At 40.3% G+C, this 23523-nt stretch carries 24 protein-coding genes; 7 read left to right on the top strand and 17 right to left on the bottom strand.

The window, feature by feature from the left end:
• Positions 1–58: 58 nt before the first annotated feature.
• The 5 genes from NML69_RS03175 to lysS all read left to right on the top strand — a co-directional run bounded on the left by NML69_RS03175 (position 59) and on the right by lysS (position 4542).
• Positions 59–859, top strand: a complete 801-nt coding sequence (locus NML69_RS03175; protein ID WP_198459689.1) for a glycoside hydrolase family 25 protein — start codon at positions 59–61, stop codon at positions 857–859.
• A gap of 106 nt (positions 860–965) precedes the next feature.
• Positions 966–1808, top strand: a complete 843-nt coding sequence (locus NML69_RS03170; RefSeq protein ID WP_254725325.1) for a DUF368 domain-containing protein — start codon at positions 966–968, stop codon at positions 1806–1808.
• Positions 1808–2290, top strand: coding sequence for an aminoacyl-tRNA deacylase (locus NML69_RS03165; RefSeq protein WP_254725281.1), 483 nt, complete (start codon positions 1808–1810; stop codon positions 2288–2290). The genes NML69_RS03170 and NML69_RS03165 overlap by 1 nt, the downstream gene beginning before the upstream one ends.
• Positions 2290–2913, top strand: coding sequence for a histidine phosphatase family protein (locus NML69_RS03160; protein WP_254725280.1), 624 nt, complete (start codon positions 2290–2292; stop codon positions 2911–2913). Before NML69_RS03165 ends, NML69_RS03160 begins: the two co-directional genes overlap by 1 nt.
• Positions 2914–3051: 138 nt before the next feature.
• Entirely contained in the window at positions 3052–4542 is a 1491-nt protein-coding gene (lysS, locus tag NML69_RS03155; RefSeq protein WP_254725279.1) for a lysine--tRNA ligase, read from the top strand.
• Between the two features lie 59 nt (positions 4543–4601).
• Here the strand turns inward: lysS and NML69_RS03150 are convergent, their stop codons facing one another.
• The 6 genes from NML69_RS03150 to NML69_RS03120 form a co-directional block, all read right to left on the bottom strand.
• Positions 4602–5441, bottom strand: coding sequence for an amino acid ABC transporter substrate-binding protein (locus NML69_RS03150; protein WP_254725278.1), 840 nt, complete (start codon positions 5439–5441; stop codon positions 4602–4604).
• A 15-nt stretch (positions 5442–5456) separates the two neighbouring features.
• Positions 5457–6086, bottom strand: a complete 630-nt coding sequence (locus tag NML69_RS03145; RefSeq protein ID WP_254725277.1) for an amino acid ABC transporter ATP-binding protein — start codon at positions 6084–6086, stop codon at positions 5457–5459.
• Positions 6087–6096: 10 nt separating this feature from the next.
• Positions 6097–6738, bottom strand: a complete 642-nt coding sequence (locus NML69_RS03140; protein WP_000121156.1) for an amino acid ABC transporter permease — start codon at positions 6736–6738, stop codon at positions 6097–6099.
• Positions 6739–7127: 389 nt separating this feature from the next.
• Positions 7128–8927, bottom strand: a complete 1800-nt coding sequence (locus NML69_RS03130) for an FctA domain-containing protein (RefSeq protein ID WP_368406878.1) — start codon at positions 8925–8927, stop codon at positions 7128–7130.
• Positions 8928–9217: 290 nt separating this feature from the next.
• Positions 9218–10447, bottom strand: a complete 1230-nt coding sequence (locus NML69_RS03125; RefSeq protein ID WP_254725276.1) for a tetratricopeptide repeat protein — start codon at positions 10445–10447, stop codon at positions 9218–9220.
• Complete coding sequence (locus NML69_RS03120; protein WP_000400294.1) at positions 10437–11603, bottom strand: AI-2E family transporter; 1167 nt, start codon at positions 11601–11603, stop codon at positions 10437–10439. Before NML69_RS03120 ends, NML69_RS03125 begins: the two co-directional genes overlap by 11 nt.
• A gap of 144 nt (positions 11604–11747) precedes the next feature.
• On the opposite strand from NML69_RS03120, the gene NML69_RS03115 reads away from it, so the two are divergent.
• Complete coding sequence (locus NML69_RS03115; RefSeq protein WP_254725275.1) at positions 11748–12761, top strand: lactonase family protein; 1014 nt, start codon at positions 11748–11750, stop codon at positions 12759–12761.
• Between the two features lie 32 nt (positions 12762–12793).
• On the opposite strand, the gene NML69_RS03110 is transcribed toward NML69_RS03115, so the two are convergent.
• The 11 genes from NML69_RS03110 to NML69_RS03060 all read right to left on the bottom strand — a co-directional run bounded on the left by NML69_RS03110 (position 12794) and on the right by NML69_RS03060 (position 21804).
• Positions 12794–13213: a F0F1 ATP synthase subunit epsilon gene (locus NML69_RS03110; protein WP_000940836.1), complete on the bottom strand. Its 420-nt coding sequence runs from the start codon at positions 13211–13213 to the stop codon at positions 12794–12796.
• 10 nt (positions 13214–13223) lie between these two features.
• Positions 13224–14630: a F0F1 ATP synthase subunit beta gene (gene atpD, locus NML69_RS03105; RefSeq protein ID WP_000094372.1), complete on the bottom strand. Its 1407-nt coding sequence runs from the start codon at positions 14628–14630 to the stop codon at positions 13224–13226.
• Between the two features lie 85 nt (positions 14631–14715).
• A complete protein-coding gene (locus tag NML69_RS03100) occupies positions 14716–15594 on the bottom strand; it encodes a F0F1 ATP synthase subunit gamma (protein WP_000301231.1) in 879 nt (292 codons plus the stop codon).
• Between the two features lie 15 nt (positions 15595–15609).
• Positions 15610–17115, bottom strand: a complete 1506-nt coding sequence (atpA, locus tag NML69_RS03095) for a F0F1 ATP synthase subunit alpha (protein WP_254725274.1) — start codon at positions 17113–17115, stop codon at positions 15610–15612.
• A 14-nt stretch (positions 17116–17129) separates the two neighbouring features.
• Positions 17130–17666 (bottom strand): F0F1 ATP synthase subunit delta, encoded by a 537-nt coding sequence (locus NML69_RS03090; protein WP_254725273.1) that lies wholly within the window; start codon positions 17664–17666, stop codon positions 17130–17132.
• Positions 17666–18160, bottom strand: a complete 495-nt coding sequence (gene atpF / locus NML69_RS03085) for a F0F1 ATP synthase subunit B (RefSeq protein ID WP_061427227.1) — start codon at positions 18158–18160, stop codon at positions 17666–17668. The genes NML69_RS03090 and atpF overlap by 1 nt, the downstream gene beginning before the upstream one ends.
• A gap of 13 nt (positions 18161–18173) precedes the next feature.
• Positions 18174–18890 carry a F0F1 ATP synthase subunit A gene (gene atpB / locus NML69_RS03080; protein ID WP_000392869.1) on the bottom strand — a complete coding sequence of 239 codons (717 nt, stop codon included), beginning with the start codon at positions 18888–18890 and terminating at the stop codon, positions 18174–18176.
• A 34-nt stretch (positions 18891–18924) separates the two neighbouring features.
• Entirely contained in the window at positions 18925–19125 is a 201-nt protein-coding gene (locus NML69_RS03075) for a F0F1 ATP synthase subunit C (protein WP_001054556.1), read from the bottom strand.
• Positions 19126–19356: 231 nt separating this feature from the next.
• On the bottom strand, positions 19357–19668 hold the full coding sequence (locus NML69_RS03070) for a CHY zinc finger protein (RefSeq protein ID WP_125421626.1): 312 nt from the start codon (positions 19666–19668) through the stop codon (positions 19357–19359).
• A gap of 14 nt (positions 19669–19682) precedes the next feature.
• Entirely contained in the window at positions 19683–20969 is a 1287-nt protein-coding gene (locus NML69_RS03065; RefSeq protein WP_000169095.1) for a U32 family peptidase, read from the bottom strand.
• Positions 20970–21105: 136 nt separating this feature from the next.
• Positions 21106–21804: a GntR family transcriptional regulator gene (locus NML69_RS03060; RefSeq protein ID WP_254725272.1), complete on the bottom strand. Its 699-nt coding sequence runs from the start codon at positions 21802–21804 to the stop codon at positions 21106–21108.
• Between the two features lie 140 nt (positions 21805–21944).
• On the opposite strand from NML69_RS03060, the gene guaA reads away from it, so the two are divergent.
• Positions 21945–23507, top strand: a complete 1563-nt coding sequence (gene guaA, locus NML69_RS03055; protein ID WP_254725271.1) for a glutamine-hydrolyzing GMP synthase — start codon at positions 21945–21947, stop codon at positions 23505–23507.
• Positions 23508–23523: the final 16 nt, after the last annotated feature.

Below are 23523 nucleotides of genomic sequence, written 5' to 3'. Positions count from 1 at the left end.
TCACTTTTTTCGATGTTTTCTTTGATTTTTTTATCTATTTACGTTAAACTATTTAAATATGAGAAAAAAGATTCATCCAGCTATTATTTTTACTTTATTTACTATATTTATAGCTATTTTGATCCTCAATAGACCAACTTATGAAGACCATCCTGTCAAGTCAAAACCCAATGCAGTCCAGGTTGAAAATCAGGCCTTGCATAACCTTGACAAACCTATTATTGACGTCTCTGGCTGGCAAAGACCTGAGGAAATCAACTACGATACCTTATCTCAAAATATTTCTGGTGTTATTGTTCGTGTCCACAATGGGGCTCAACATACTGAAACAAATAATGCCGCCTATGCCAATGGTGTCGATAAAGCCTATATAAGTCATATTTCAGAATTTCAAAAACGCAATGTTCCAGTTGCTGTTTATGCCTATCTAGCAGGTACTAGTAAGGAAGAAATGGAAAAAGCTGCTGAGGTTTTCTACAATGCTGCTTCTCCATACAACCCTAGTTACTATTGGTTAGACGTCGAAGAAAAGACAATGTCTGATATGAACGAAGGTGTTGAAGCTTTTCGAGCTAAACTAGAAGCGCTTGGCGCCAAAAATATCGGAATTTACATCGGTGTTTATTTCATGCAAGAGCATAGTATCAATACAGACAAGTTCACTGCTGTCTGGATTCCATCTTATGGAACGGATTCAGGTTACTTTGAAACCACGCCTAATACAGATTTAGACTATGACCTCCATCAGTATACTTCAAAAGGAAGAATTGCTGGATTTGAACACCATTTAGATATTAATCTTATTTCTACCTTGAAGGAAAAAGAAGAAACCTTCAGAAAACTATTTTTAAGACCATAAAACAAGTGAAAATTGCTCTCTTTTTCACTTGTTTTTTCATTTTCTTCTCGTCTGTGTTATAATTGATAGAATAGAGAAAGAATTTTATGAAATTGAGGATTTTATGATGTTTTCATGGATTGCAAGAGTTATTAAAGGAATAGTCATCGCCTTAGGGTTTATCCTACCTGGAATTTCTGGTGGTGTTCTGGCAGCTATTTTGGGAATTTACGAGCGAATGATTTCTTTTCTGGCTCATCCCTTTAAGGATTTTAAAGCGAATGTCCTATACTTTATCCCAGTAGCAATTGGGATGTTGCTAGGCATTGGTTTGTTTTCTTATCCAATCGAGTATCTGCTACAAAATTACCAAGTCTATGTTTTATGGAGTTTTGCTGGAGCTATCATCGGTACAGTGCCTAGCCTCCTTAAAGAATCTACTCGAGAATCTGATCGGGATAAGATTGACCTAGTCTGGTTCTGGACCACCTTTATCCTTTCAGGACTAGGGCTCTACGCGCTAAATTTTGTTGTCGGCTCTCTCAGCGCTAGTTTTGCTAGTTTCATCTTAGCGGGTGCTCTTTTAGCGCTTGGTGTCTTGGTGCCTGGTTTAAGTCCGTCAAATCTACTCTTGATTTTAGGACTGTACGCTCCAATGCTCACTGGTTTTAAAACCTTTGATTTATTTGGAACCTTCCTTCCAATCGGTATTGGTGCAGGTGCAACCCTCATCATTTTTTCAAAATTAATGGACCACGCCTTGAACAACTACCACTCCCGTGTTTATCACTTTATCATTGGGATTGTGCTATCAAGCACTCTCTTGATCTTGATTCCAAATGCTGGAAATGCTGAAAGTATCCAATACAGTGGACTTTCTATTGTGAGCTATGTTCTCATCGCCTTCTTCTTTGCGCTTGGAATTTGGCTTGGTATCTGGATGAGTCAATTGGAGGATAAGTATAAATAATGGCAAAGAAAGTTAAGATTAAAAAAACCTTGGTCGAACAAATCTTGACCAAGGCAGGTGTTGACCATACTGGTATTCAAATCAACGCGCTTGAGGGTGAACTTCCTCCGGAATATGATCGAACTCATATCTTTAAAACCTTGGCTCTATTAGGGGACAAAACAGGGCCAATCATCGGAATCGTTCCCATAACAGAACACCTCGCTGAGAAAAAACTAGCAAAGGTTTCTGGTAATAAAAAAGTGAGCATGATTCCTCAAAAAGACCTAGAAAAAACGACAGGCTATATTCATGGGGCTAATAACCCCGTCGGCATTCGCCAAAAACATAATTATCCTATTTTTATTGATCAGACTGCTTTGGATTTAGACCAAATGATTGTCTCTGCTGGAGAAGTCGGGCACAGTATCATCATCCGACCTCAAGACTTAGCCAGCTTTGTAAAAGCGGATTTTGCTGATATCTTGGAGGAAATCAACTGATGAAACTCTATTTTGTCCGTCATGGTCGGACTGTCTGGAATCTTGAAGGACGTTTTCAAGGTGCTAGCGGTGATTCTCCCCTTCTTCCAGAGTCCATTGACGTTTTAAAACAACTGGGTCAGTATCTCAAGGAAATTCCTTTTGATACGATTTATTCTAGTGATTTACCCAGAGCAGTTAAATCTGCTGAAATTATCCAAAGTCAACTCCAGGCCCCTTGTCCTTTAAAGAGCATTCCTGACCTACGTGAATGGCAACTTGGCAAACTAGAGGGATTAAAAATCGCTACACTCAATGCCATCTACCCACAACAAATCAAGGCTTTTCGCTCTAATCTGGCTCAGTTTGATACGAGGATGTTTGAAGCCGAATCTCTCTACTCTACGACTCAGCGTACTATCCGATTTATCAAATCTCTGAAAGAAAGTCCAGCTGAAAGAGTTCTGATAATCGGGCATGGGGCAAATCTCACTGCTAGCCTTCGTACACTTTTAGGCTATAAAGAAGCTCACCTTCGCAAAGATGGAGGCTTGGCCAATGCTAGTCTGACAATTTTGGAGACCGAGGATTTTGAAACCTTCACTCTGGAAAGATGGAATGACACTTCCTATCAAAGAAAATAATGGAACTTGATCTTAATAGTCAAGTTCTTTTTAGTTTTCAAAGAATATCCGTGAATTTCTCTGCTATTTATGATAAAATGGGAGTATCGCAAAAAATGACTCATCGTATTAATTTTTGAGTAAAATTAGGAGGAACCCATGTCTACAGAACATATGGAAGAACTAAATGACCAGCAGATCGTTCGCCGTGAAAAAATGGCTGCGCTCCGTGAACAAGGAATCGATCCCTTCGGAAAACGTTTTGAACGTACTGCTAACTCACAAGAGCTTAAAGACAAATTTGCAGAACTTGATAAAGAACAATTACATGAATTAAATGAAACTGCTACTATCGCTGGACGCTTAGTAACTAAACGTGGAAAGGGGAAAGTCGGCTTTGCCCATCTCCAAGACCGTGAAGGTCAAATCCAAATCTACGTTCGTAAAGACGAAGTCGGTGAAGAAAACTACGAAATCTTCAAAAAGGCTGACCTTGGTGACTTCCTTGGTGTCGAAGGTGAAGTCATGCGTACTGATATGGGAGAGCTCTCTATCAAGGCAACTCACATCACGCACTTGTCTAAAGCACTTCGTCCGCTTCCTGAGAAATTCCACGGTTTGACAGACGTTGAAACGATTTACCGTAAACGTTACCTTGACTTGATTTCTAACCGTGAAAGCTTTGAACGCTTTGTCACTCGTTCAAAAATCATCTCTGAAATCCGTCGTTATCTAGATCAAAAAGGCTTCCTTGAAGTGGAAACACCTGTCCTTCACAACGAAGCTGGTGGTGCTGCTGCTCGTCCATTTATCACTCATCACAATGCACAGAACATTGACATGGTGCTTCGTATCGCGACCGAGCTTCACTTGAAACGTCTTATCGTTGGTGGTATGGAACGTGTCTATGAAATTGGCCGTATCTTCCGTAACGAAGGAATGGACGCCACTCATAACCCTGAATTCACTTCTATCGAAGTTTACCAAGCTTATGCGGACTTCCAAGATATCATGGACTTGACGGAAGGTATTATCCAACACGCTGCTAAATCAGTTAAGGGTGATGGTCCAGTTAACTACCAAGGAACTGAAATCAAGATTAACGAACCATTTAAACGTGTTCACATGGTGGATGCTATCAAAGAAATTACTGGTGTAGATTTCTGGCAAGACATGACTTTCGAGGAAGCTAAAGCTATCGCTGCTGAGAAGAAAGTTCCAGTTGAAAAACATTACACTGAAGTTGGTCACATCATCAATGCCTTCTTTGAAGAATTTGTCGAAGAAACCTTAATCCAACCAACTTTTGTCTACGGACATCCAGTAGCTGTGTCTCCACTCGCTAAGAAAAATCCTGAAGACGACCGCTTTACTGACCGTTTTGAGCTCTTCATCATGACCAAAGAATACGGTAATGCCTTTACTGAGTTAAACGACCCAATCGACCAACTTAGCCGTTTCCAAGCCCAAGCCAAAGCTAAAGAACTTGGTGACGATGAAGCAACAGGTATCGATTACGACTACATTGAAGCTCTTGAATACGGTATGCCACCAACAGGTGGTTTGGGTATCGGTATCGACCGTCTCTGCATGCTCCTCACTGATACAACTACTATCCGTGATGTATTGCTCTTCCCAACAATGAAATAAACCCTTATCCTCTGGTACTTGCCAGAGGTTTTTTGATAAAAAAAGAGACTGAGAAAAACTCAGTCTCTACTTTTCACTTCTTTGGTGGCTGCATCTTCCCCAAACCATTTTTGGCTGATTTCCTGGAATTTTCCTTCTTGGTATAGTGATACAAAGGCTTGATTCAACGCAGCTAGCAAAGTTTTATCAGCAGGTCTAACACCCACAGCAAAAGCTTCACTTTCAAATCCAGCTGAAAAGACATTGTAGTCATTTAATATTCCTTCAGACTGGAGATAATAATTGGCATATACCCGGTCAATCAACAAGGCATCAATCCGATCATTTTTCAAATCAATTAAGGCTTCATTGAAACTTTGGTATTGATTAGCCTTCTGGTCTTTCACTCGATTCTTGAGTAGTTCTGGTTGTCCTTCAAAATTTAAATAACCAGAAGATCCAGCCTGGGACCCTAAAACTTTGTCAGTCATATCCTGAACTGAGTGGATGTTTTGAGACTTTTTAGAGACCAAAACTTGTTGATTTTCCATGTAAGGAATGGTAAAAGCAACCTTCTCTTTCCGTTCATTTGTTGCTGTATAGCCATTCCAGATGGCATCAATAGTACCATTTTGTAGTTCGGTTTCTTTCATATCCCAGTCGATGGGTTGAAATTTAATCTGAATTCCTAGTTTTTCAGAGACAGCTTGGGCTAGGTCAATATCAAAACCTGCATACTGGCCATTCTTCTCCTCAAATCCCATGGGAACAAAGGTATTGTCAAAGCCAATGGTAATGCTACCCTGTTTTTGATATTTGGCCCAATTATCCTGACTTGGATCACTTGCCTTCTGAGTACAAGCCGTCAGGAAGAAGCTAAAGAACAGAGCAAGTACAAAGGCAATTTTCTTTCTCTTCATAGGCACCTCCTAGTCCTACTTTGGATCAACCTTAAGGATCTGATCAGCAATGTTTTCCGCAAACTGAAGATCGTGGGTCACAACAATCTGAGTCATCCCACGCTCTTTATTTTGAAGGATAAGTTTTTCTACTTCTAATCGCAATTCTGGGTCTAAGGCTGATGTAGGCTCATCATATCCAATAATTTCTGGGTTTATCATCATAGCACGCGCTAAGGCCACCCGTTGTTTTTGCCCACCTGAAAGTGAGAATGGAAAGGCATCTGCATGCCCTGCTAACCCAAGTTGTTCTAACAAACCACGCGCCTTCTTCTCAGCAACTTCCTTCTCCATGCTCATGGTTTTTATAGGCGACAGAGTTAAATTATCTAGAACTGACAAATGCGGAAAGAGTTGAAAATCTTGGAAAACAAATCCCAGAAGATTGCGCTTTTCTAGTTCGTCTATAGCTAGCGATTCGCCGTTATAGTAGATTTCCCCCGAATCGATGGTTTCCAGTCCAGCTAGCATACGTAATAGGGTTGTCTTGCCTCCTCCTGATGGACCTACGATTGCAAGGATTTGCTTTTCAGGAATTGATAGTCTGAAGTTGGTTAAGATTTGTTTGCCACCAAAGGCCTTGTTAATGTTTCGTAATTCTAACATAGCAATCCTCCTATCTGTAATAACTGTACTTCTTCTCAAGTTTTTTCGCAACAATAGTTACAAGACCAATCATAATCAAATAAATCGCTCCGGCTAAAAACATAGGAACAAGACTGGCATCCCGATTGGCTGCTGTCCGACTAGCCAAAATCAAATCTGAAATACCTAAGGCATAGACCAAAGAAGTATCCTTGACCAAACTCATAATTTCATTAAAAACGCTCGGTAAGACAATCTTTGTCACCTGAGGCAAAATAATATAGCGCACTGTATCAAAAGGACTAAACTTCAAGACCTTAGCAGCCTCATATTGACCTTTAGGAATGGTTTCAATCCCACCACGAAAGATTTCAGCAAAGTAGGCTGCATAGTTCAATACAAAGGCAATCACAGCAGCAGGCAAACGATCTAAACGAATCCCAATGCTAGGGAGAACATAGTAAATAAAAATTAATTGCAAGAGCAAGGGAGTCCCTCGCATCACCCAAATATAAAGGTCAATCAGATAATGGAGGGGTTTCCAGCGGACTTGTAAAGCAAAGGCAACGACAATACCTAATGGAATTGAAAAGATCAAGACCAGAGCAAAGACTTGAAGTGTCATACTTGCACCGTTCAATAAACTTGGTAATATCTCAAACATATAAGACATACTGCACCTCCTAAAAATTATTGTTCCTATTATAGCATAAATAAACAATTTAGCAAGGGTTTTTGTAAAAAAATTCTATAATTCTTGAATTATACACCTTTTTCTAAGAAATCAGAGCGAAATGTCATCTTAAAGAATTCGAAGAATTATAAGGATTCTAGACGAGAATTTAGGTTTAACTTCTAATTCTGATAGAAGAATGATCAAATTTTTTTATCAAATATCTGTAAAGATTTCAGTGATATAGAACTCTGTTTACTCACATCCACTTCATATCTCTAGAGATATAAAAAGAACCACTTTATAAGAATAGTATCATTTCTACTATCCATACAAGTGGCTCTTTGATGATAATGCCATTGCAAAGGCATCAAGATTTTTCAACTAGATTATTTAACTTTTTTGAAACGGAATAAGAGAATGGAACCAAATGCAAGTACTACTCCTACAAAAGTAAGCAACATAGTCATTTCAGATGTACCAGTATTTGGTAGTTCTTTATTTTCTTCTGGTTGTTTAGGTTTGTTATCAGAAGATCCCGGAGTCTCAGCAGCATAAGTATTTATGAAGGTTGGATTATTACCTGTAACCGTTGCTACAAGTTGACCTTGACCATTGTCTGCAACTTTTACTGTTACTGTATAAGCATTTTTATCATAAGTTACACCAGTTTCACCACCATCTTTTTCAGTGATCGTGTATGTGTAAGTTCCTGCAGCAGTGTATTCAATCGCTGGGAAAGCAACTGTTCCGTCCGCAGCATTTTTAGCTGTAGCTACAAGTTTGTCTCCTTCTTTCAATTCAAATTCATATTTATCTGCCTCAAGAGTTTTACCATTTAGGACTTTTATAGCAGTAATTGAAGTTGTTGCAGATTTAACAGAATACGAATTTACAAAAACTTTATTGTCATATTTAACACTTGCAAATTTCTCACCATAAACATCTGTTACAGTAACTTCAGCGTTAATAGTCTTATCATCGTAAACAAAACCTGGTTTTTGATCATTAACTTCTTTGATCTGATACTTATAAGTACCCACTGTAGAGAATTTAACGGCTTTAAATTTCACTTTGCCATCTTTATCGTTCTTAACAGTTTCAATAACTGATCCGTTTGGATCAAGCAGTTGGAAGCTAAATTCTTCAGCAGTTAAGTCTTTTCCTTTTAACTGCTTAGAAACTTCAAATGAAACTTCTGTAGAACGTGAACCAGAACTAATACCTTCAGTTGTGGTTAATGGTGCAAAACCTTCTACATCAAAGTTTTCAGTCGAAGTCGTAATTTTAACGTTATTGAAAGCTTTCTTTGTTGTATTATCAACTGGAGCGGTGATACGAGTCTTATAAACTACATACAAACCTTGGTTAGTTAGATCACCATTACCATTTGGAGTAATAGTGAAGTGATTAGAATCTTGAACAACAATGTGACTTGGATTCAAAAGAGGATGATGCTCATCCTTACCCCATTCAGTAAAGTAGTAACCTGTAATCTCGCTAGCTAATACTTGCCCTTCAGGGATTGTATCTTGAATCAAAACACCTTCATAAGGATTAGCATATTTGTTTACGCGAATATACCAATTAATATAATTTGGATCGTTCTTATCTTGAACTCCCCATTTAGTAAATCCTGTTGGATCCTCATCTGGAACAATACGAGTCAAATTGTATACTCCTGCTCCAGGAATGTCGATTGGATATGATTTATTGAGTTCAACATTATCAGCCCATACAACAGTAAATAATGCCGAAATTTGTTTCTCTTCAGGTAAGTTAGCAAAGTAGTCTTCGTTACTTACCGTTACAGTCGCTGTATTTGCAGACTTATTTGTCGTTAACTCAGCAACCTTAGTGACTCCATCATTACCAAAGATTTCTGTAGTTGAATCTGATTCAATTTTGAATTCATTTGGTACTTTATAAACCATAAAGTCACCATTCTTCAACGTTGTTGAGTTGTCGAACTTGTAAGTGGTTTGAAGGTAAAATTTCCCTTCACCATACTCTGCACCGTCAACTAACTTATTATTGTTAATTGTCGGTACTGTCGTTAGCGTATAGCTACTAGATGGTAGTTCAGCAGCTTTAACCACATTGCTAGTTCTTAGTACTGGGATAAATACTGAAGCTACTAACAATAGCGCCATGAATGCATGAGAAAGTTTTTTATTAATCTTTTTCACAACATTGCCTCCTTTATTTTTGGGGATAGACTCCCCTATTTATTATTATATATTCTTATATAAATTTGTCAAGTATTTCATAGTAGTTCGATGTTCAAATCATGTCTTTAAGCTCTTATTTAATAGGGTATAACAGACTTTCATCGTTCAACACCTCATCTAAATTATCTATAAGGAATTATAACATTTATATTATATTAGTAAAAAAGAAAAGACCTCTGAGGTCTTTCAAATCATTCATTTAAAGTCATTCGTTTCTGTTAACAAGATGTTACAAAAATTAGAAATCCTTAAAGTGTCTCTAAGAGTTCTTGCATTTGAACATCATCTGGAACGAGTTTTAAATATGTTTCAGCTTGTACTTTGGCTTCTTCAAAATACCCCAATTCACGTAGGAGATAAGTATACTGCTCCAGAAATTCAGGATTATCCTTGAGGTCAGACGATAGTTGTTGATAGAGTTCATAGGCCTTATCTAAATCCTCAATTTCCTGATAAGAACGGGCAATCATCCACTTGGTCAAGAGATTTTCAGGTTCTTGACTTTGGAGAGCGATAATGTCCTCAAACCGTTCTTGTTCCATATAAATGGTTGCAAGGCGAAGGAAAATTTCTTCTGTATCCTCTGCATCTTCTTTAGCAGTAAGGAGAAACTGCTCTGCACTACTAGGATCATGCAATTCATACGAAAACTGTGAAGCAGCTAGTAAGAGCCGAGTTTCAAATGGATTTTTCTCCAAACCTTGTTTAGCGATACGAAGGGCCTCTTCCACCTGATGTTCCTTATGCAAGGCTTGACTATAACCATATTCATATCCTTCAAAATCAGGTGAAATGGTATCAATCTGCTTAAAGTAAAGAACAGATTTTTGATACTCTTCTTGGTCAAAGTAAAGACTAGCCAGTTCAAAGGCAGTTTGGTCATCGTATTCTAATTCTAAAGCTTTCTCTAAGAATTCAGTTGCAGCTTCAAACTTACCTAACTGGGCATAAGCGTAGCCAATTCGCTGATAGGTTGAGACACCCGTTTGCTCATAGATAGAGCGATTGTCTAACTGAGCATAGCCCTGAATAGCTTCCTGATAATTTCCCAACTCGCTATCCAACTCAGCCAAACCAAAAACTAATAAGGGATCGTCTGAGTAATTTAAAGCTTCCAGTAACTTTTCACGCGCTACATCTGTCAATCCTTCCAACTGATAGAGGTCAGCCTTCAAGGCCAAGGCCGACACGTACCAGTCACTTTCGGGTGTGATTTCCTCAAGGTAAGCAAAGGCTTGCTCAACATTGCCATCCTCGCTAGCAATGCTTGCTAAGTTTAGATTCACTTCTGGAAATTCTGTAACGATTTTTTGGTAAATTTCTTTAGCTTGAGGATAAAAGCCAATTCCCTCAAGATAGCTTGCTAGTTCGTAAAGAACTTCACTTGAATCTGTTTCGAGGGCTTTGTGAAAATAATGATCTGCTTTGCTTAAATCCTGTTCATCCAAAGCCTGGAGCATACGTTGACTATTGTTCACTCTTGATTTCCTCCCCTTCTTCTTCATACAAACCGCTGACTTTTTTATACCAGTTAAAGATAGCTGAGATAACGACCTTGGCTGAGGCATAGACAGGAATTCCCAGCAAGACTCCCCAAATACCAAACATGGATCCTGAAGTTAGGAGAACAAAGAGAACATTAATCGGATGGATGTTTAGCTGACTACCTAAAATAAGCGGGGAAACAAAGCGACCTTCAATCGTTTGTTCAACAATAAAGACAATAATCACTTTCAAAAGCATGACAGGCCCCGCTATCAAGCCCAAAACCAGAGCAGGCAACATCGCTAGAAAACTACCTAGGTAAGGTACTAGATTGAGAATACCAGCGGTAATACCAAGAGTCACAGCGTAGCGTAAACCGATAATCTTAAAGAAGATAATAAACATGATAGCTACAATAATAGCTACTGTAACTTGTCCTCTAACATAGTTTGACAACTGTTTATTAACATCTGACAAAACTTGTCCGACAGGTTCTTTTAACTTGTTTGGGATGAATTTAGTCAGGTAATCTCGCAAGCCTTTCCCATCTCTCAAAAGATAAAAGAGCATGAAGGGTACGATAATAACCGCAACAATGACCTGGGAAACGCTACTGATAAAGGCGCTAACCCAGTTAACAGCTTGAGAAGAGATTTTGCTGGCCCACATGGTCGCCTCACTAGAAACATTGGAAAGAACCTGCTCCAACTGTGGTCTAAAATCATCTGGCAAGCGTTTGGTTACAAGGTCATTGATCACCTTATCAGCATCTTCCAGGTATGTCGGCACATTCTTCGCAAAATTTAAGACTTGACGTTGCAGATTAGGAATTGCGACTGCCAGCCCCCAAATGATAAAGAGTCCGATAATGACAAAAACAATACTAATGGCAAGGACACGATTGATCTTGTGCTTCTCCATCCAGTCCACAATCGGATTGAGGAGGTAATAAAGTAAACCAGATAAAATAACTGGCAACATGACAACTCCTAGAAAATCCAAAACTGGTAAAAAGATAAAACTAATCTTACTTAGAATAAAAATGTTTAGCCCCAGTAACAAGGTTACTAAAAATACAGTGATGGCTTTATTATCTAAAAACCACTTAAAAAACCAAGATAGGCTAAAATGTTTCTCTTTATGTTCCATAAATACATCCTTTCTGTCATTCTCTCATTATACCATTTTTAGACTAAAATAACTCTTTTTTAAAGTGCTTACATGGATGAATCTAGTGCTTCATGACTGCCATTTTGTGGTATAATGAACTTATCATTATTAAGAGGTATGGACATGAAAGAAACTGTTTATTTTGGAACTTACACTCGTCGCTTATCTAAAGGGATTTACAAGGCAGATTTTGATACAGAAACAGGCCAGCTTGAAAATCTTGAACTCTTTGCTGCTGAACCAAGTCCAACCTACCTTGCCTTTGACCAACAGCAACACTTATACACTGTAGGGAGCCAGGATGGCTTAGGTGGAATCGCTGCATATAAGACAGATGGCGCTTTGCTAAATCATGTGGTTGAAGAAGGCGCTCCCCATTGTTATGTGGCAGTGGATGAAAAGCGTGGTCTCGTTTATGGGGCCAACTATCATAAAGGTCAAGTTCTGGTTTATAAACGTCAAACGGATGGTAGCCTCATCCAAACAGATCTAGATCAGCATAGTGGACAAGGTCCTCATGAAAACCAAACTTCCCCACATGTACACTTTACAGATCTAACACCTGACCAGTACCTCGTCACCTGTGATCTAGGAACGGATGAAGTAACGACCTATGATGTCAGCTCAGAGGGAAAACTAAATAAACTCTACACTTATCACAGCCAAGCTGGAGCAGGTGCACGCCACATCGTTTTCCACCACCACTATAAGATTGCCTATCTCATCTGCGAACTTAATAGCACTATAGAGGTCTTGATTTATGATGGGGTTGGTGAATTTGAATGCATGCAAGTTATTTCAACCTTACCAGATGGATACAAAGGCTTTAATGCTACTGCTGCCATTCGTCTTTCAAAAGATGGCAAATACCTCTATGCATCCAACCGAGGTCATGATTCCATTGCAGTCTATACAATCCTCGCTGATGGTAGCTTGGAATTATTAGAGATTGTACCAAGCCATGGTAAAAATCCACGTGATTTCGACCTAACTCCTGATCAAGAGTTTCTCATTGCTGTTCATCAAGATTCTGATAACGCAACCGTCTTTAAGCGCAATCCTAAAAGTGGTCGTCTTGCAGAGCTTTCTAACGACTTCCATGTCCCTGAAGGAGTCTGTATCAACTTTCCACATTAAAAAAAATGAACTTGAGTTTCAAGTTCATTTTTTTATAGTCTATTTCCGACATTGATACGGTTGATAGCACGTTGCAATGCGATTTTCGCACGACGCTCTTGGTCAATCAAATGCTTGTCATGAGCTTCTTCGATTTCTCGTTCAGCGCGAAGTTTCGCGCGTTCTGCACGACTGATGTCAATATCACGAGCACGCTCTGCTGAGTCTGCTACAATGGTAATGATATCATTAGCAATCTCGATAATTCCTCCGTTCACTGCTATCCAGTTCACATGAGTATCATCATCGATACGTTTTACCTTTACTTCATCAACCGCTAGAACCGCAATCATATTTTCATGTCGTGGCAAGATCCCCATCTCACCATCCAGAGTTCGTACCGATACAAAGCTGGCATGGTGATCATAGACGAGGCCATCTGGTGTCACGATCTGGACAGTTAAATGAGCCATAGATCACCTCTTAAAATCCCATTTTCTCAGCCTTAGCAATGACATCTTCGATTGAACCGACACCACGGAAGGCATCTTCTGGTAACTGGTCATGTTTTCCTTCAAGGATTTCCTTAAAGCCGCGAACTGTTTCCGCTACTGGCACATAAGAACCAGGTTGACCAGTAAATTGTTCGGCAACGTTGAAGTTCTGAGACAAGAAGAACTGAATACGACGGGCACGGGCAACCAAGGTCTTTTCTTCATCAGAAAGTTCATCCATACCAAGGATAGCAATGATATCTTGCAATTCATGGTAACGTTGAAGGACACGTTTAACCTCAGCAGCAACTGCGTAGTGCTCCTCACCAACAATCTCAGGTGCCAAGGCACGAGAGCTTGAAGCAAGTGGGTCAACGGCCGGGTAGATACCCAACTGTACCAACTTACGTTCCAAGTTTGTAGTTGAATCCAAGTGAGCGAAAGCTGTTGCTGGCGCAGGGTCAGTGTAGTCATCCGCTGGCACATAGATAGCCTGGATAGAGGTTACAGAACCCTTCTTAGTTGATGTGATACGTTCTTGTAATTGACCCATTTCCGTAGCAAGTGTTGGTTGGTAACCAACGGCTGAAGGCATCCGACCCAAAAGGGCAGATACTTCTGAACCAGCTTGAGTGAAACGGAAGATATTGTCGATAAAGAGAAGCACATCTTGGCCTTCTACATCACGGAAGTATTCGGCGATTGTCAAACCAGTAAGGGCAACACGCATACGTGCTCCTGGTGGTTCATTCATCTGACCAAATACCATGGCTGTTTTCTCGATAACGCCTGATTCTTTCATTTCCCAGTAAAGGTCGTTCCCCTCACGAGTACGTTCCCCAACACCGGTAAATACTGAAATACCACCGTGTTCTTGGGCAATGTTGTGAATCAATTCTTGGATCAAGACAGTTTTACCAACTCCGGCACCACCGAAAAGTCCAACTTTACCACCTTTTAGGTAAGGGGCAAGAAGGTCGATAACCTTAATCCCTGTTTCCAAGATTTCAGATGAGGTAGACAATTCATCAAAAGTTGGAGCTTTCTTATGAATTGGCTGACGCTCAGCGTCTTCAGCGAAAGGAGCATCCAAGTCAATGGTATCTCCCAAAACGTTGAAGACACGTCCCAAAGTTTCTTTACCTACTGGTACAGAGATTGGACGACCTGTGTCCAAAACTTCCATACCACGAGTTAAACCATCTGTTGATTCCATGGCGATCGTACGGACCATACCATCACCCAACTCCAAGGCTACTTCAAGGACGATTTTTGTTTTTCTTTCGTCATTTTTGTAGACGACAAGTGCATTATTAATCTCAGGAAGTGTTTCCCCAGCTGCAAACAAGACGTCTACAACGGGTCCGATAACCTGAGCAATTTTACCTGAACTCATCTCCTTCTCCTATTCTATATAAGATACTGTCGGTTCCTAGCTCAACTAGGGCCTAAGTTCATTTTGATACGAGGGAGGCAAAGCCTTATTCTAAGGCACTAGCCCCCGCTACGATTTCTGTAATTTCTTGTGTAATCGCCGCCTGTCTAGCACGGTTATACTGGATTGTCAAATCATTGATGACCTTCTTAGCATTATCAGTCGCCGTTTGCATGGCTGTCATACCTGCAGCATTCTCAGCTGTCTTGGCATCGATAATAGCACCGTAAATCATACTTTCTGCAAACTGAGGTAACAACTGCTCTAGAATCTCATCACGACTCGTTTCCAACTCAAATGTCAAGCTATACTCTTCATCCGCTTCATTCGGATCTAAGTCAACGATTGGAAGCATTTGTTCCACACGCATTTGACTAGTGAGAGTATTGACATGATGGTTGTAGCAGACGTACAATTCATCAAAAAGTTCGTTTTGGTACATCTCAATCGTTTTTGAAATAATTTTACGAACTTCATCAAAACTAGGTTGATCTGCCAAGCCACGTAGTTCATAGATTGGCTGAATACCACGAGCCTTAAAGAAATCAGCCCCCATACCACCGATACAGATGATTTCAAAACCTGTACCATCTGGATGGTATTCTTCTTTCAACTCCATAACGGCTTTAAGGATGGAAGCATTATAACCTCCAACCAATCCACGGTCTGAAGTGATAACGATATAACCTGTTTTCTTAACAGGGCGACTAATGAGCATCGGATTGGTTGAACCACCAGATCCGTTACCATGCAGAATATCCGTTAAAAGCTTACGAACTTTCTGAGCGTAAACTTGGAAGTTGCGAGCTGCTTCTTCAGAGCGACCTAGTTTAGCAGCCGACACCATTTGCATGGCATTGGTGATTTGACTCGTATTTTTGGTTGAGGCGATTTTTGTTTTAATATCATTTAGAGATACTGCCATCTGACACCTCTATTCTTATTGGAAGCTGGATTGATTGAGAAACTCTGTAATCGCAGCATCCAAGACTGCTTCTTCTGGCAAGTCTTTTGTTTCACGAATGGTTTCCAAAATCTCTGGATAATGAGCATCAAAGAAAGTATGGAACTCTTCCTCAAAACGAACAATGTCATCTACAGGAATCGTATCTAAGAAACCATGTGTCAAAGCATAGAGAATGGTTACTTGTTTCTCAACAGGTAGTGGTTTATGAACAGGTTGTTTCAATACTTCCACAGTACGACGTCCACGATTTAACTTAGCCTGTGTTGCTGCATCCAAGTCAGATCCAAACTTGGTGAAGGCTTCCAACTCACGGTATGAAGCAAGGTCGATACGAAGTGTACCAGCAACTTTCTTCATGGCTTTAATCTGTGCCGAACCACCTACACGGGATACAGATGAACCCGCATCAATGGCTGGACGAATACCCGCATTGAAGAGACCATCACCAAGGAAGATTTGTCCGTCAGTGATAGAGATCACGTTGGTTGCGATATAGGCAGAGATATCTCCCGCTTGTGTCTCGATAAATGGTAGGGCTGTAATAGATCCACCACCAAGTTCATCAGAAACTTTAGCTGAGCGCTCAAGCAAACGACTGTGAAGGTAGAAAACATCCCCTGGGAAGGCTTCACGACCTGGTGGACGACGAAGCAAGAGGGAAAGTTCACGATAAGCGACCGCTTGTTTTGAAAGATCATCGTAAACGATCAAAACATGCTTGCCTTGGTACATAAATTCTTCCGCCATAGCAACTCCGGCATAAGGAGCTAGGAAGAGCAATGGAGATGGTTGTGAAGCAGAGGCTGTCACAACGATTGTGTAGTCCAAGGCACCGTACTGACGAAGTGTTTCTACTTGCGTACGAACTGTTGATTCTTTTTGTCCAATCGCTACATAGATACAGATCATATCTTGACCTTTTTGGTTCAAGATTGTATCAATCGCAATAGTTGTTTTCCCTGTCTGACGGTCACCGATAATCAACTCACGTTGACCACGACCAATCGGTACTAGGGCGTCAATAGCTTTCAAACCTGTTTGTAATGGTTCTGATACAGACTTACGTTGCATAACACCAGGAGCTGGCGCTTCTACTGGACGAGTCTTGTCAGTATGGATATCACCAAGACCGTCAACTGGACGACCAAGTGGGTCGACAACACGTCCGATTAGGCTATACCCCACAGGTACTTCCATGATTTTACCTGTACGGCGAATGGTATCACCCTCACGAATATCTGTAAAGTCTCCAAGGATGATAATCCCAACGTCTGTAGACTCCAAGTTTTGCGCCATCCCATAAGAGCCGTTTTCAAAGATCAACAACTCTCCACTCATGGCATTTTCAAGACCGTGAGCACGCGCAATTCCATCCCCGATATAGGTTACAACACCTGTTTCAGACACATCAAAATTGGGTTTGAAATTTTCAATTTGTTGCTTAATTAAAGCGCTGATTTCTTGTGCGTTAATTGCCAAAAGAACACCACTTTCTATTTCAAATTTTCTTTAACAACTCGAAGTTGTTGTTTTATACTCACATCAATTGTCTTGTGATTGGCAAAAATGACAAAACCGCCAATGAGTCCTTCATCAATTTGTTCTTTGATACTCCGTACTTTCAGAGACATTTTTTTCTCTATCAAGGGAAGTAAACGTTCCTTCTGTTCGTCCGTTAAAGGATGAGCTGAAGAAATCGTGACTACAAATTGATTGGTTTCTCTTTCAAGACGATTCAAACAATCAACAATGATATCATAAAAAAGATTTGCTCTGTGATTGTAAATCAGAACCTGAATAAAGTTTTGCATTAAAGGTGAGACAGAGTCTTGAAAGAAACCAACTGTTTTTTCCTTATCAGACTCATCAACTGCCACCTGAGCTAAAAAAGAAGGTAAGCCCGTTTTCTCTGCGACTTGCTTGATTTGATCCAAATCTGAAAAAATCCGGTCCTCTTCTCCTTTTTCAATCACTAATTGGACAAAAGGCATGATGTACTTTTCAATTACCTTTGCTGTTTTCTTGTCCATTAGGCTTCTCCTAGCTGATCGATATACTGATCAATGAGTTCCTTATGAGCATGACTGTCAAGGTTTTTTGAGATGATTTTACCAGCGAGACTAATCGTCAAATCTGCCACCTCGCCCTTAACACTTTGCAAAGCTTCAGCTTTATTCTGAGCAATTTCTTGATTCGCCTTCTCTTTTAAGCGACCTGCTTCTACTTTAGCATCTGCCAGAATATTTGCTTTACTCTTCTCTGCAGTCTCTTTAGCATTTTCAATGATTGTTTTGGCCTCGTTGCGACTTCCAGCCAATTCATCTTCACGTTTTTGAGCAAGAGTTTCTGCTTTTTGACGAGCTTGTTCAGCTCCATCAATATCAGCAGCAATTTTATTTGCCCTTTCTTCGAAGACACTTGTCAAGTTTGACCACGCATATTTCTTAACTAAGACAATCAAAAGGATAAAAGAGCCAGCGATTAAAATAAAGTTACCAATTAATTCACCTACTGTTACGTGCATCTGTTACTCCTTTCTACTCTTCTCCATCATTTATCTTATTTCCTAAGTACATAGAAGACAACATGGTAAACACATAAGCTTGGATGCAGGAAATAAAGACAGAAAAGGCTGTCCAAGCCAAGTTAGCACCAAAAGCAACTGGATACCAATATAGAGCTTGATGAGATAGAGTGATTAGCAAACTAGCCATCACTTCTCCAGCAAAGATATTTCCGAACACCCGCAAGGCAAGTGATAAAAAGTTGGTAAACTCTTCTAAGATATTCATGGGAGTCATAAAGCCAGGTGTGATATAGGCTTTTAGATATTTTTTAATCCCACGGCGACGAATCCCTTCAATATGGGTCATCAGGATAATTCCAAATGACAAGGCCAAGTCAAACTGGAGATTTGCAGTTGGCGATGTCCAAAGGTTTGTCCCATCTGTAGTTTGAAGTTTCGCCATCAAACCGAGGTTATTTGCCAGTACCATAAATAGAAATAGACAAAGGAAAAAGAGCGAGTAGTCTTTCATGTAGCTTTTACCAATGTTAGGTTCTGTAAATCCAATAACGAAGTCATAGAAATACTCAAGTACATTTTGCTTTCCTTTGGGTTTCAAAGTCATATTGCGACTTGCCCAATAGATAAAGCCAAAAACAACTCCCACAATCAACAAGGTCATGGCTAACATGGTTAAATCAAAGGTAACAGGACCAATATTGATGGTTGGATTGATACTTTCTTCCATCTAGAATCCTCCCTTTTCTTCTCGTTCCATTTGTCTATTTGATGACGAATGAAAAGACGAGGGTAACCAAGAACGTTCCTTCAATAAAGGCAATCCCCATGATCATTAAGCTACGTAATTGTGGGATGATGTCTGGTTGGCGAGCTGCTGATTTGAACAAACCGTTCATCAACATACCTTCTGCAAGAGATACACCCATACAGGCAAGACAAAGACCGAAAAATGTTAAATTCATGATGAATTCTCCTTTTATTTAAAATTTACTTACTTAGTTTAGTCCTAAAATTTTGATTTGTCAACTTTTTACTTACGTTGAAAGCGTTTCATATGATTTATTTCTATTTTTGCTGTTTTTACCCCATTCTATAGAAAGTTTTTCCATTTTAGATTGCGAGTTTTTCTTGATTTTACTCTATTTTCTGAAACAAACTGAAAAATCCAAGTTAAGAACTTGGATCGATTCATTTTATTTAAAATAGTAGGAATAGTGTTGTTTACAACCTGGATTAAATGGTGCACTGCAGTAAGGACAAGCCATCTGCTTTTGGTAATCTTGGAAAGTCATTGTCCTCTTACAACCCCCACATAAGATCGGTCGATCCTCAGAAAGCACCAAGGGATAGGGCGAAAAAACATGTGTCTCCATAGTATTGTGACACTGATAGCATGCGTAGTATTTTTTACATTCATAACACTGGAGGGAAACGATGTCCTTTTCACCATGGTAATGAATACATCTACCTTCATTATCAACTAACAAACCTTGTGCTTGATTCATTCACATTTCCTTCTCTAGGCACGAACTGTAACGCTGGTTCCATCTTCCTTATAGAGATTGATAAGACCTTCCTTGAGAGCGCGGACCATGTCCCCTGCTTGAACAGGTTGTGGGACCTTGATTGTCAAGAGTTCCATTGGATTTGGAGCACGGTCGATTTTATTGCCCTTGGCATCATGAAGATCTTCTATATAAGTCTCAAAATGACGGAAACCTGGTCCATAAAACTCAACTTGATCGCCTTCGTTGATGACATTTCGTTGACGAATGGTTGCCGTTTGAGTCGCATCATCATAAGCAACCACTTCAGCGACAAACTTGTATTCAGGAATTTTACGACGTGCGCCAAATAACTGTTCATTTTCAGACGGCGTACCATAGTAGAAACCTGTTGCCAATTCACGTTGAGCAACTTTCCACATCTCGTCCACCAAGTCTTGTTTGATGGCTTCAAATTTCTCAGGACTTTCGAGATAAGCATCTACAGCCGCCTTGTAACAGTTGGTCACAGTTGAAACATAGTGGATAGACTTCATACGACCTTCAATCTTGAGACTGTCTACACCGTTTTCGATCATATCTGGGATATGGTCAATCATGGACATGTCGACGGCTGACATTGAAAATTCTTCTGGGATTTCACCTTTAAGACTCTTACGTTCTTGACCAAAGGGCATGTCGTAAAGATCGTATTTCCAACGGCAAGACTGAGAACAGCCCCCACGGTTGGCATCACGCATACTCATGTGGTTTGATAGTGTACAGCGACCTGAGTAGGAAATACACATGGCTCCATGCACAAAGGCCTCAATCTCAACATCAGTACGTTTGCGAATCTCTGCCAATTCTTCCATTGAAACTTCACGGGCCAAAACCACGCGAGTTAGACCAAGTTCTTTCCAGAACTCTAAAGTTTCATAGTTCGTCGCACTGGCTTGGGTTGAAAGGTGGATTTCAAGACCTGGTGCTTCAGTTGCTGCAATCATAATCAAGGCTGGATCTGACACGATAACTGCGGCAATCCCGATGTCACGCAACTTACGGAACCATTCTCCAGCACCAGCTTCGTTTCCTTCGTGCATAACCATGTTAGCAGCCACATAGACCTTGGCACCGTACTTAGCAGCAAACTGGACTCCTTCTTCCATCTGTTCAAAGGTAAAGTTTCCAGCACGGCTACGAAGACCATAGGCCTGTCCACCAATGAAGACTGCATCCGCACCATATTGAACAGCTACTTTCAGCTTCTCTAAAGTTCCTGCAGGTGATAAAACCTCAGGGCGTTTTAATGTTTTTGTCATTTTTTCTCCTATTTGCAATATAAAAGTTTGACGTTTTTCCTTCTCATTTTATAGTAAATAAGCGATAAAATCAAGCCTAGACAGATTGTTTTGACAATTCTAATCTTTTCTAAAACAAAAAACTAGCCTTTCTAGACTAGTTATTTTCAAGATAAAATTCAAAGCGTTCGCCCACGTATTGACTCTTTACGTACTCGAAAGCCGTCCCATCTTCAAGATAAGAGACCTGAGTCAAGGCTAAAATGGCATGCCCCTTTTCGACTTCTAGATAGTGAGCAATTTTTTCCTTAGCCAATCTCGCATAAATGGTCTGTTGGGATTTGCCAATCCGGTAGCCATGTTGTTGCAAGGTTTGGAAGAAATGACTAGTGATTTCTTCTTTTCTAAAATCCTTAATAAATTTCTCAGGAATGGATGCGACTTCATAGACTAGCGGTACTTGGTCAGCATAACGCACCCGTTCCATGCGGATAATATTCTCTGTCGGAGTAATCCCTAGCTTTGCGACCTCTTGCTCATTTGGAATGGTTCTTCTGTAAGAAATGAGTTGACTAGAAGGTACTTTCCCTTGAGATTTGACAATCTCCGTAAAACTAGTCGTTCCCCGCATTTTTTCTTGGACACGAGTGCTAGAGACAAAGGTCCCACTTCCTACACGACGCTCCAAAACTCCTTCCTCAACCAAGAGGGAGATAGCCTGGCGTAATGTCATCCGGCTAACTTGAAACTGTTCCGCTAAATCTCGCTCACTTGGAAGTCTCTCTCCGATTTTCCAATGATGCTCATCTATATCCTTCTTGATCTGATCGTGGATTTTCATATAAGCTGGTAACATGATTCTCACTTCTTTTCTTTATTTTCTCCATTGTACCGTATTTGCTAAGAAAAAGTCAAACTTTGCCTTGTTTAGTTGGTAATTCACCCCTATTTGTGATAGAATATTGAAAAAGATATTTCTTTTGAGAAAGGAAAATGATGAGCAACATTTCAACTGATTTGCAAGATGTCGAAAAAATCATCGTGCTGGACTATGGTAGCCAATACAACCAACTGATTTCCCGCCGTATTCGTGAAATTGGTGTTTTTTCAGAGCTAAAAAGTCACAAAATCTCAGCTGCAGAGGTTCGTGCGATTAACCCTGTAGGGATCATCCTCTCTGGTGGACCAAACTCTGTATACGAAGATGGTTCATTTGATATTGACCCAGAAATTTTTGAACTTGGCATTCCAATTTTAGGAATCTGCTATGGTATGCAACTTTTAACTCATAAACTTGGAGGAAAAGTTGTTCCTGCAGGTGATGCTGGTAACCGCGAGTATGGCCAATCCCCACTTACCCATACCACTTCTGCCCTCTTTGAAGGGACTCCTGAAGAACAGATTGTTTTGATGAGTCATGGCGATGCTGTTACAGAGATTCCAGCTGATTTTGTTCGTACTGGTACTTCTGCTGACTGTCCTTATGCAGCTATTGAAAACCCAGAAAAGCACATCTATGGTATCCAATTCCACCCAGAAGTGCGCCATTCTGTATACGGGAATGATATCCTTCGCAACTTTGCCCTCAACATCTGTAAGGCTAAAGGCGATTGGTCAATGGACAACTTTATCGATATGCAGATCAATAAAATCCGTGAAACTGTAGGTGACAAGCGTGTTCTTCTCGGGCTATCAGGTGGTGTTGACTCTTCTGTTGTTGGAGTTCTTCTTCAAAAAGCAATCGGTGATCAATTAATCTGTATCTTTGTAGACCACGGTCTTCTCCGTAAGGGAGAGGCTGACCAAGTTATGGACATGCTTGGTGGTAAGTTTGGTTTGAATATCGTCAAAGCAGACGCTGCAAAACGCTTCCTTGACAAACTTGCAGGTGTTTCTGATCCTGAGCAAAAACGTAAAATCATCGGTAACGAATTTGTTTATGTCTTTGATGACGAAGCAAGCAAGCTAAAAGATGTAAAATTCCTTGCTCAGGGAACGCTTTACACTGACGTGATTGAGTCTGGTACAGATACTGCTCAAACCATCAAATCACACCACAACGTTGGTGGTCTTCCAGAAGACATGCAGTTTGAACTGATTGAACCATTGAACACTCTTTATAAAGACGAAGTCCGTGCCCTCGGTACAGAGCTTGGTATGCCAGACCACATCGTATGGCGCCAACCATTCCCAGGACCAGGACTTGCTATCCGTGTCATGGGTGAAATCACTGAAGAAAAACTAGAAACTGTTCGTGAGTCTGATGCTATTCTACGTGAAGAAATCGCTAAAGCTGGTCTTGACCGCGATATCTGGCAATACTTCACTGTCAACACAGGTGTTCGTTCAGTCGGTGTTATGGGTGATGGTCGTACTTATGACTACACAATCGCCATTCGTGCAATCACTTCTATCGATGGTATGACAGCTGACTTTGCCAAAATTCCTTGGGATGTCCTTCAAAAGATTTCTGTACGTATCGTAAATGAAGTGGATCACGTTAACCGTATCGTCTACGACATTACAAGTAAACCACCTGCAACTGTTGAGTGGGAATGATTTATAAACATGATTT

Origin of the sequence: Streptococcus sp. CF8-6 (genome assembly GCF_024295845.1) — a bacterium.
GTDB classification, from domain to species: Bacteria; Bacillota; Bacilli; order Lactobacillales; family Streptococcaceae; genus Streptococcus; species Streptococcus oralis_BO.
The sequence above is the reverse complement of the archived record's forward strand: the minus strand, read 5'-3'. Positions and strand labels throughout refer to the sequence as shown.

Coding starts and splice junctions, on each gene's coding strand:
- NML69_RS03175 (WP_198459689.1), top strand. CDS start 59: ATGAGAAAAAAGATTCATCCAGCTATTATTTTTACTTTATTTACTATA.
- NML69_RS03170 (WP_254725325.1), top strand. CDS start 966: ATGTTTTCATGGATTGCAAGAGTTATTAAAGGAATAGTCATCGCCTTA.
- NML69_RS03165 (WP_254725281.1), top strand. CDS start 1,808: ATGGCAAAGAAAGTTAAGATTAAAAAAACCTTGGTCGAACAAATCTTG.
- NML69_RS03160 (WP_254725280.1), top strand. CDS start 2,290: ATGAAACTCTATTTTGTCCGTCATGGTCGGACTGTCTGGAATCTTGAA.
- lysS (WP_254725279.1), top strand. CDS start 3,052: ATGTCTACAGAACATATGGAAGAACTAAATGACCAGCAGATCGTTCGC.
- NML69_RS03150 (WP_254725278.1), bottom strand. CDS start 5,441: ATGAAGAGAAAGAAAATTGCCTTTGTACTTGCTCTGTTCTTTAGCTTC.
- NML69_RS03145 (WP_254725277.1), bottom strand. CDS start 6,086: ATGTTAGAATTACGAAACATTAACAAGGCCTTTGGTGGCAAACAAATC.
- NML69_RS03140 (WP_000121156.1), bottom strand. CDS start 6,738: ATGTCTTATATGTTTGAGATATTACCAAGTTTATTGAACGGTGCAAGT.
- NML69_RS03120 (WP_000400294.1), bottom strand. CDS start 11,603: ATGGAACATAAAGAGAAACATTTTAGCCTATCTTGGTTTTTTAAGTGG.
- NML69_RS03115 (WP_254725275.1), top strand. CDS start 11,748: ATGAAAGAAACTGTTTATTTTGGAACTTACACTCGTCGCTTATCTAAA.
- NML69_RS03110 (WP_000940836.1), bottom strand. CDS start 13,213: ATGGCTCATTTAACTGTCCAGATCGTGACACCAGATGGCCTCGTCTAT.
- atpD (WP_000094372.1), bottom strand. CDS start 14,630: ATGAGTTCAGGTAAAATTGCTCAGGTTATCGGACCCGTTGTAGACGTC.
- NML69_RS03100 (WP_000301231.1), bottom strand. CDS start 15,594: ATGGCAGTATCTCTAAATGATATTAAAACAAAAATCGCCTCAACCAAA.
- NML69_RS03090 (WP_254725273.1), bottom strand. CDS start 17,666: ATGGACAAGAAAACAGCAAAGGTAATTGAAAAGTACATCATGCCTTTT.
- atpF (WP_061427227.1), bottom strand. CDS start 18,160: ATGCACGTAACAGTAGGTGAATTAATTGGTAACTTTATTTTAATCGCT.
- atpB (WP_000392869.1), bottom strand. CDS start 18,890: ATGGAAGAAAGTATCAATCCAACCATCAATATTGGTCCTGTTACCTTT.
- NML69_RS03075 (WP_001054556.1), bottom strand. CDS start 19,125: ATGAATTTAACATTTTTCGGTCTTTGTCTTGCCTGTATGGGTGTATCT.
- NML69_RS03070 (WP_125421626.1), bottom strand. CDS start 19,668: ATGAATCAAGCACAAGGTTTGTTAGTTGATAATGAAGGTAGATGTATT.
- NML69_RS03065 (WP_000169095.1), bottom strand. CDS start 20,969: ATGACAAAAACATTAAAACGCCCTGAGGTTTTATCACCTGCAGGAACT.
- NML69_RS03060 (WP_254725272.1), bottom strand. CDS start 21,804: ATGTTACCAGCTTATATGAAAATCCACGATCAGATCAAGAAGGATATA.
- guaA (WP_254725271.1), top strand. CDS start 21,945: ATGAGCAACATTTCAACTGATTTGCAAGATGTCGAAAAAATCATCGTG.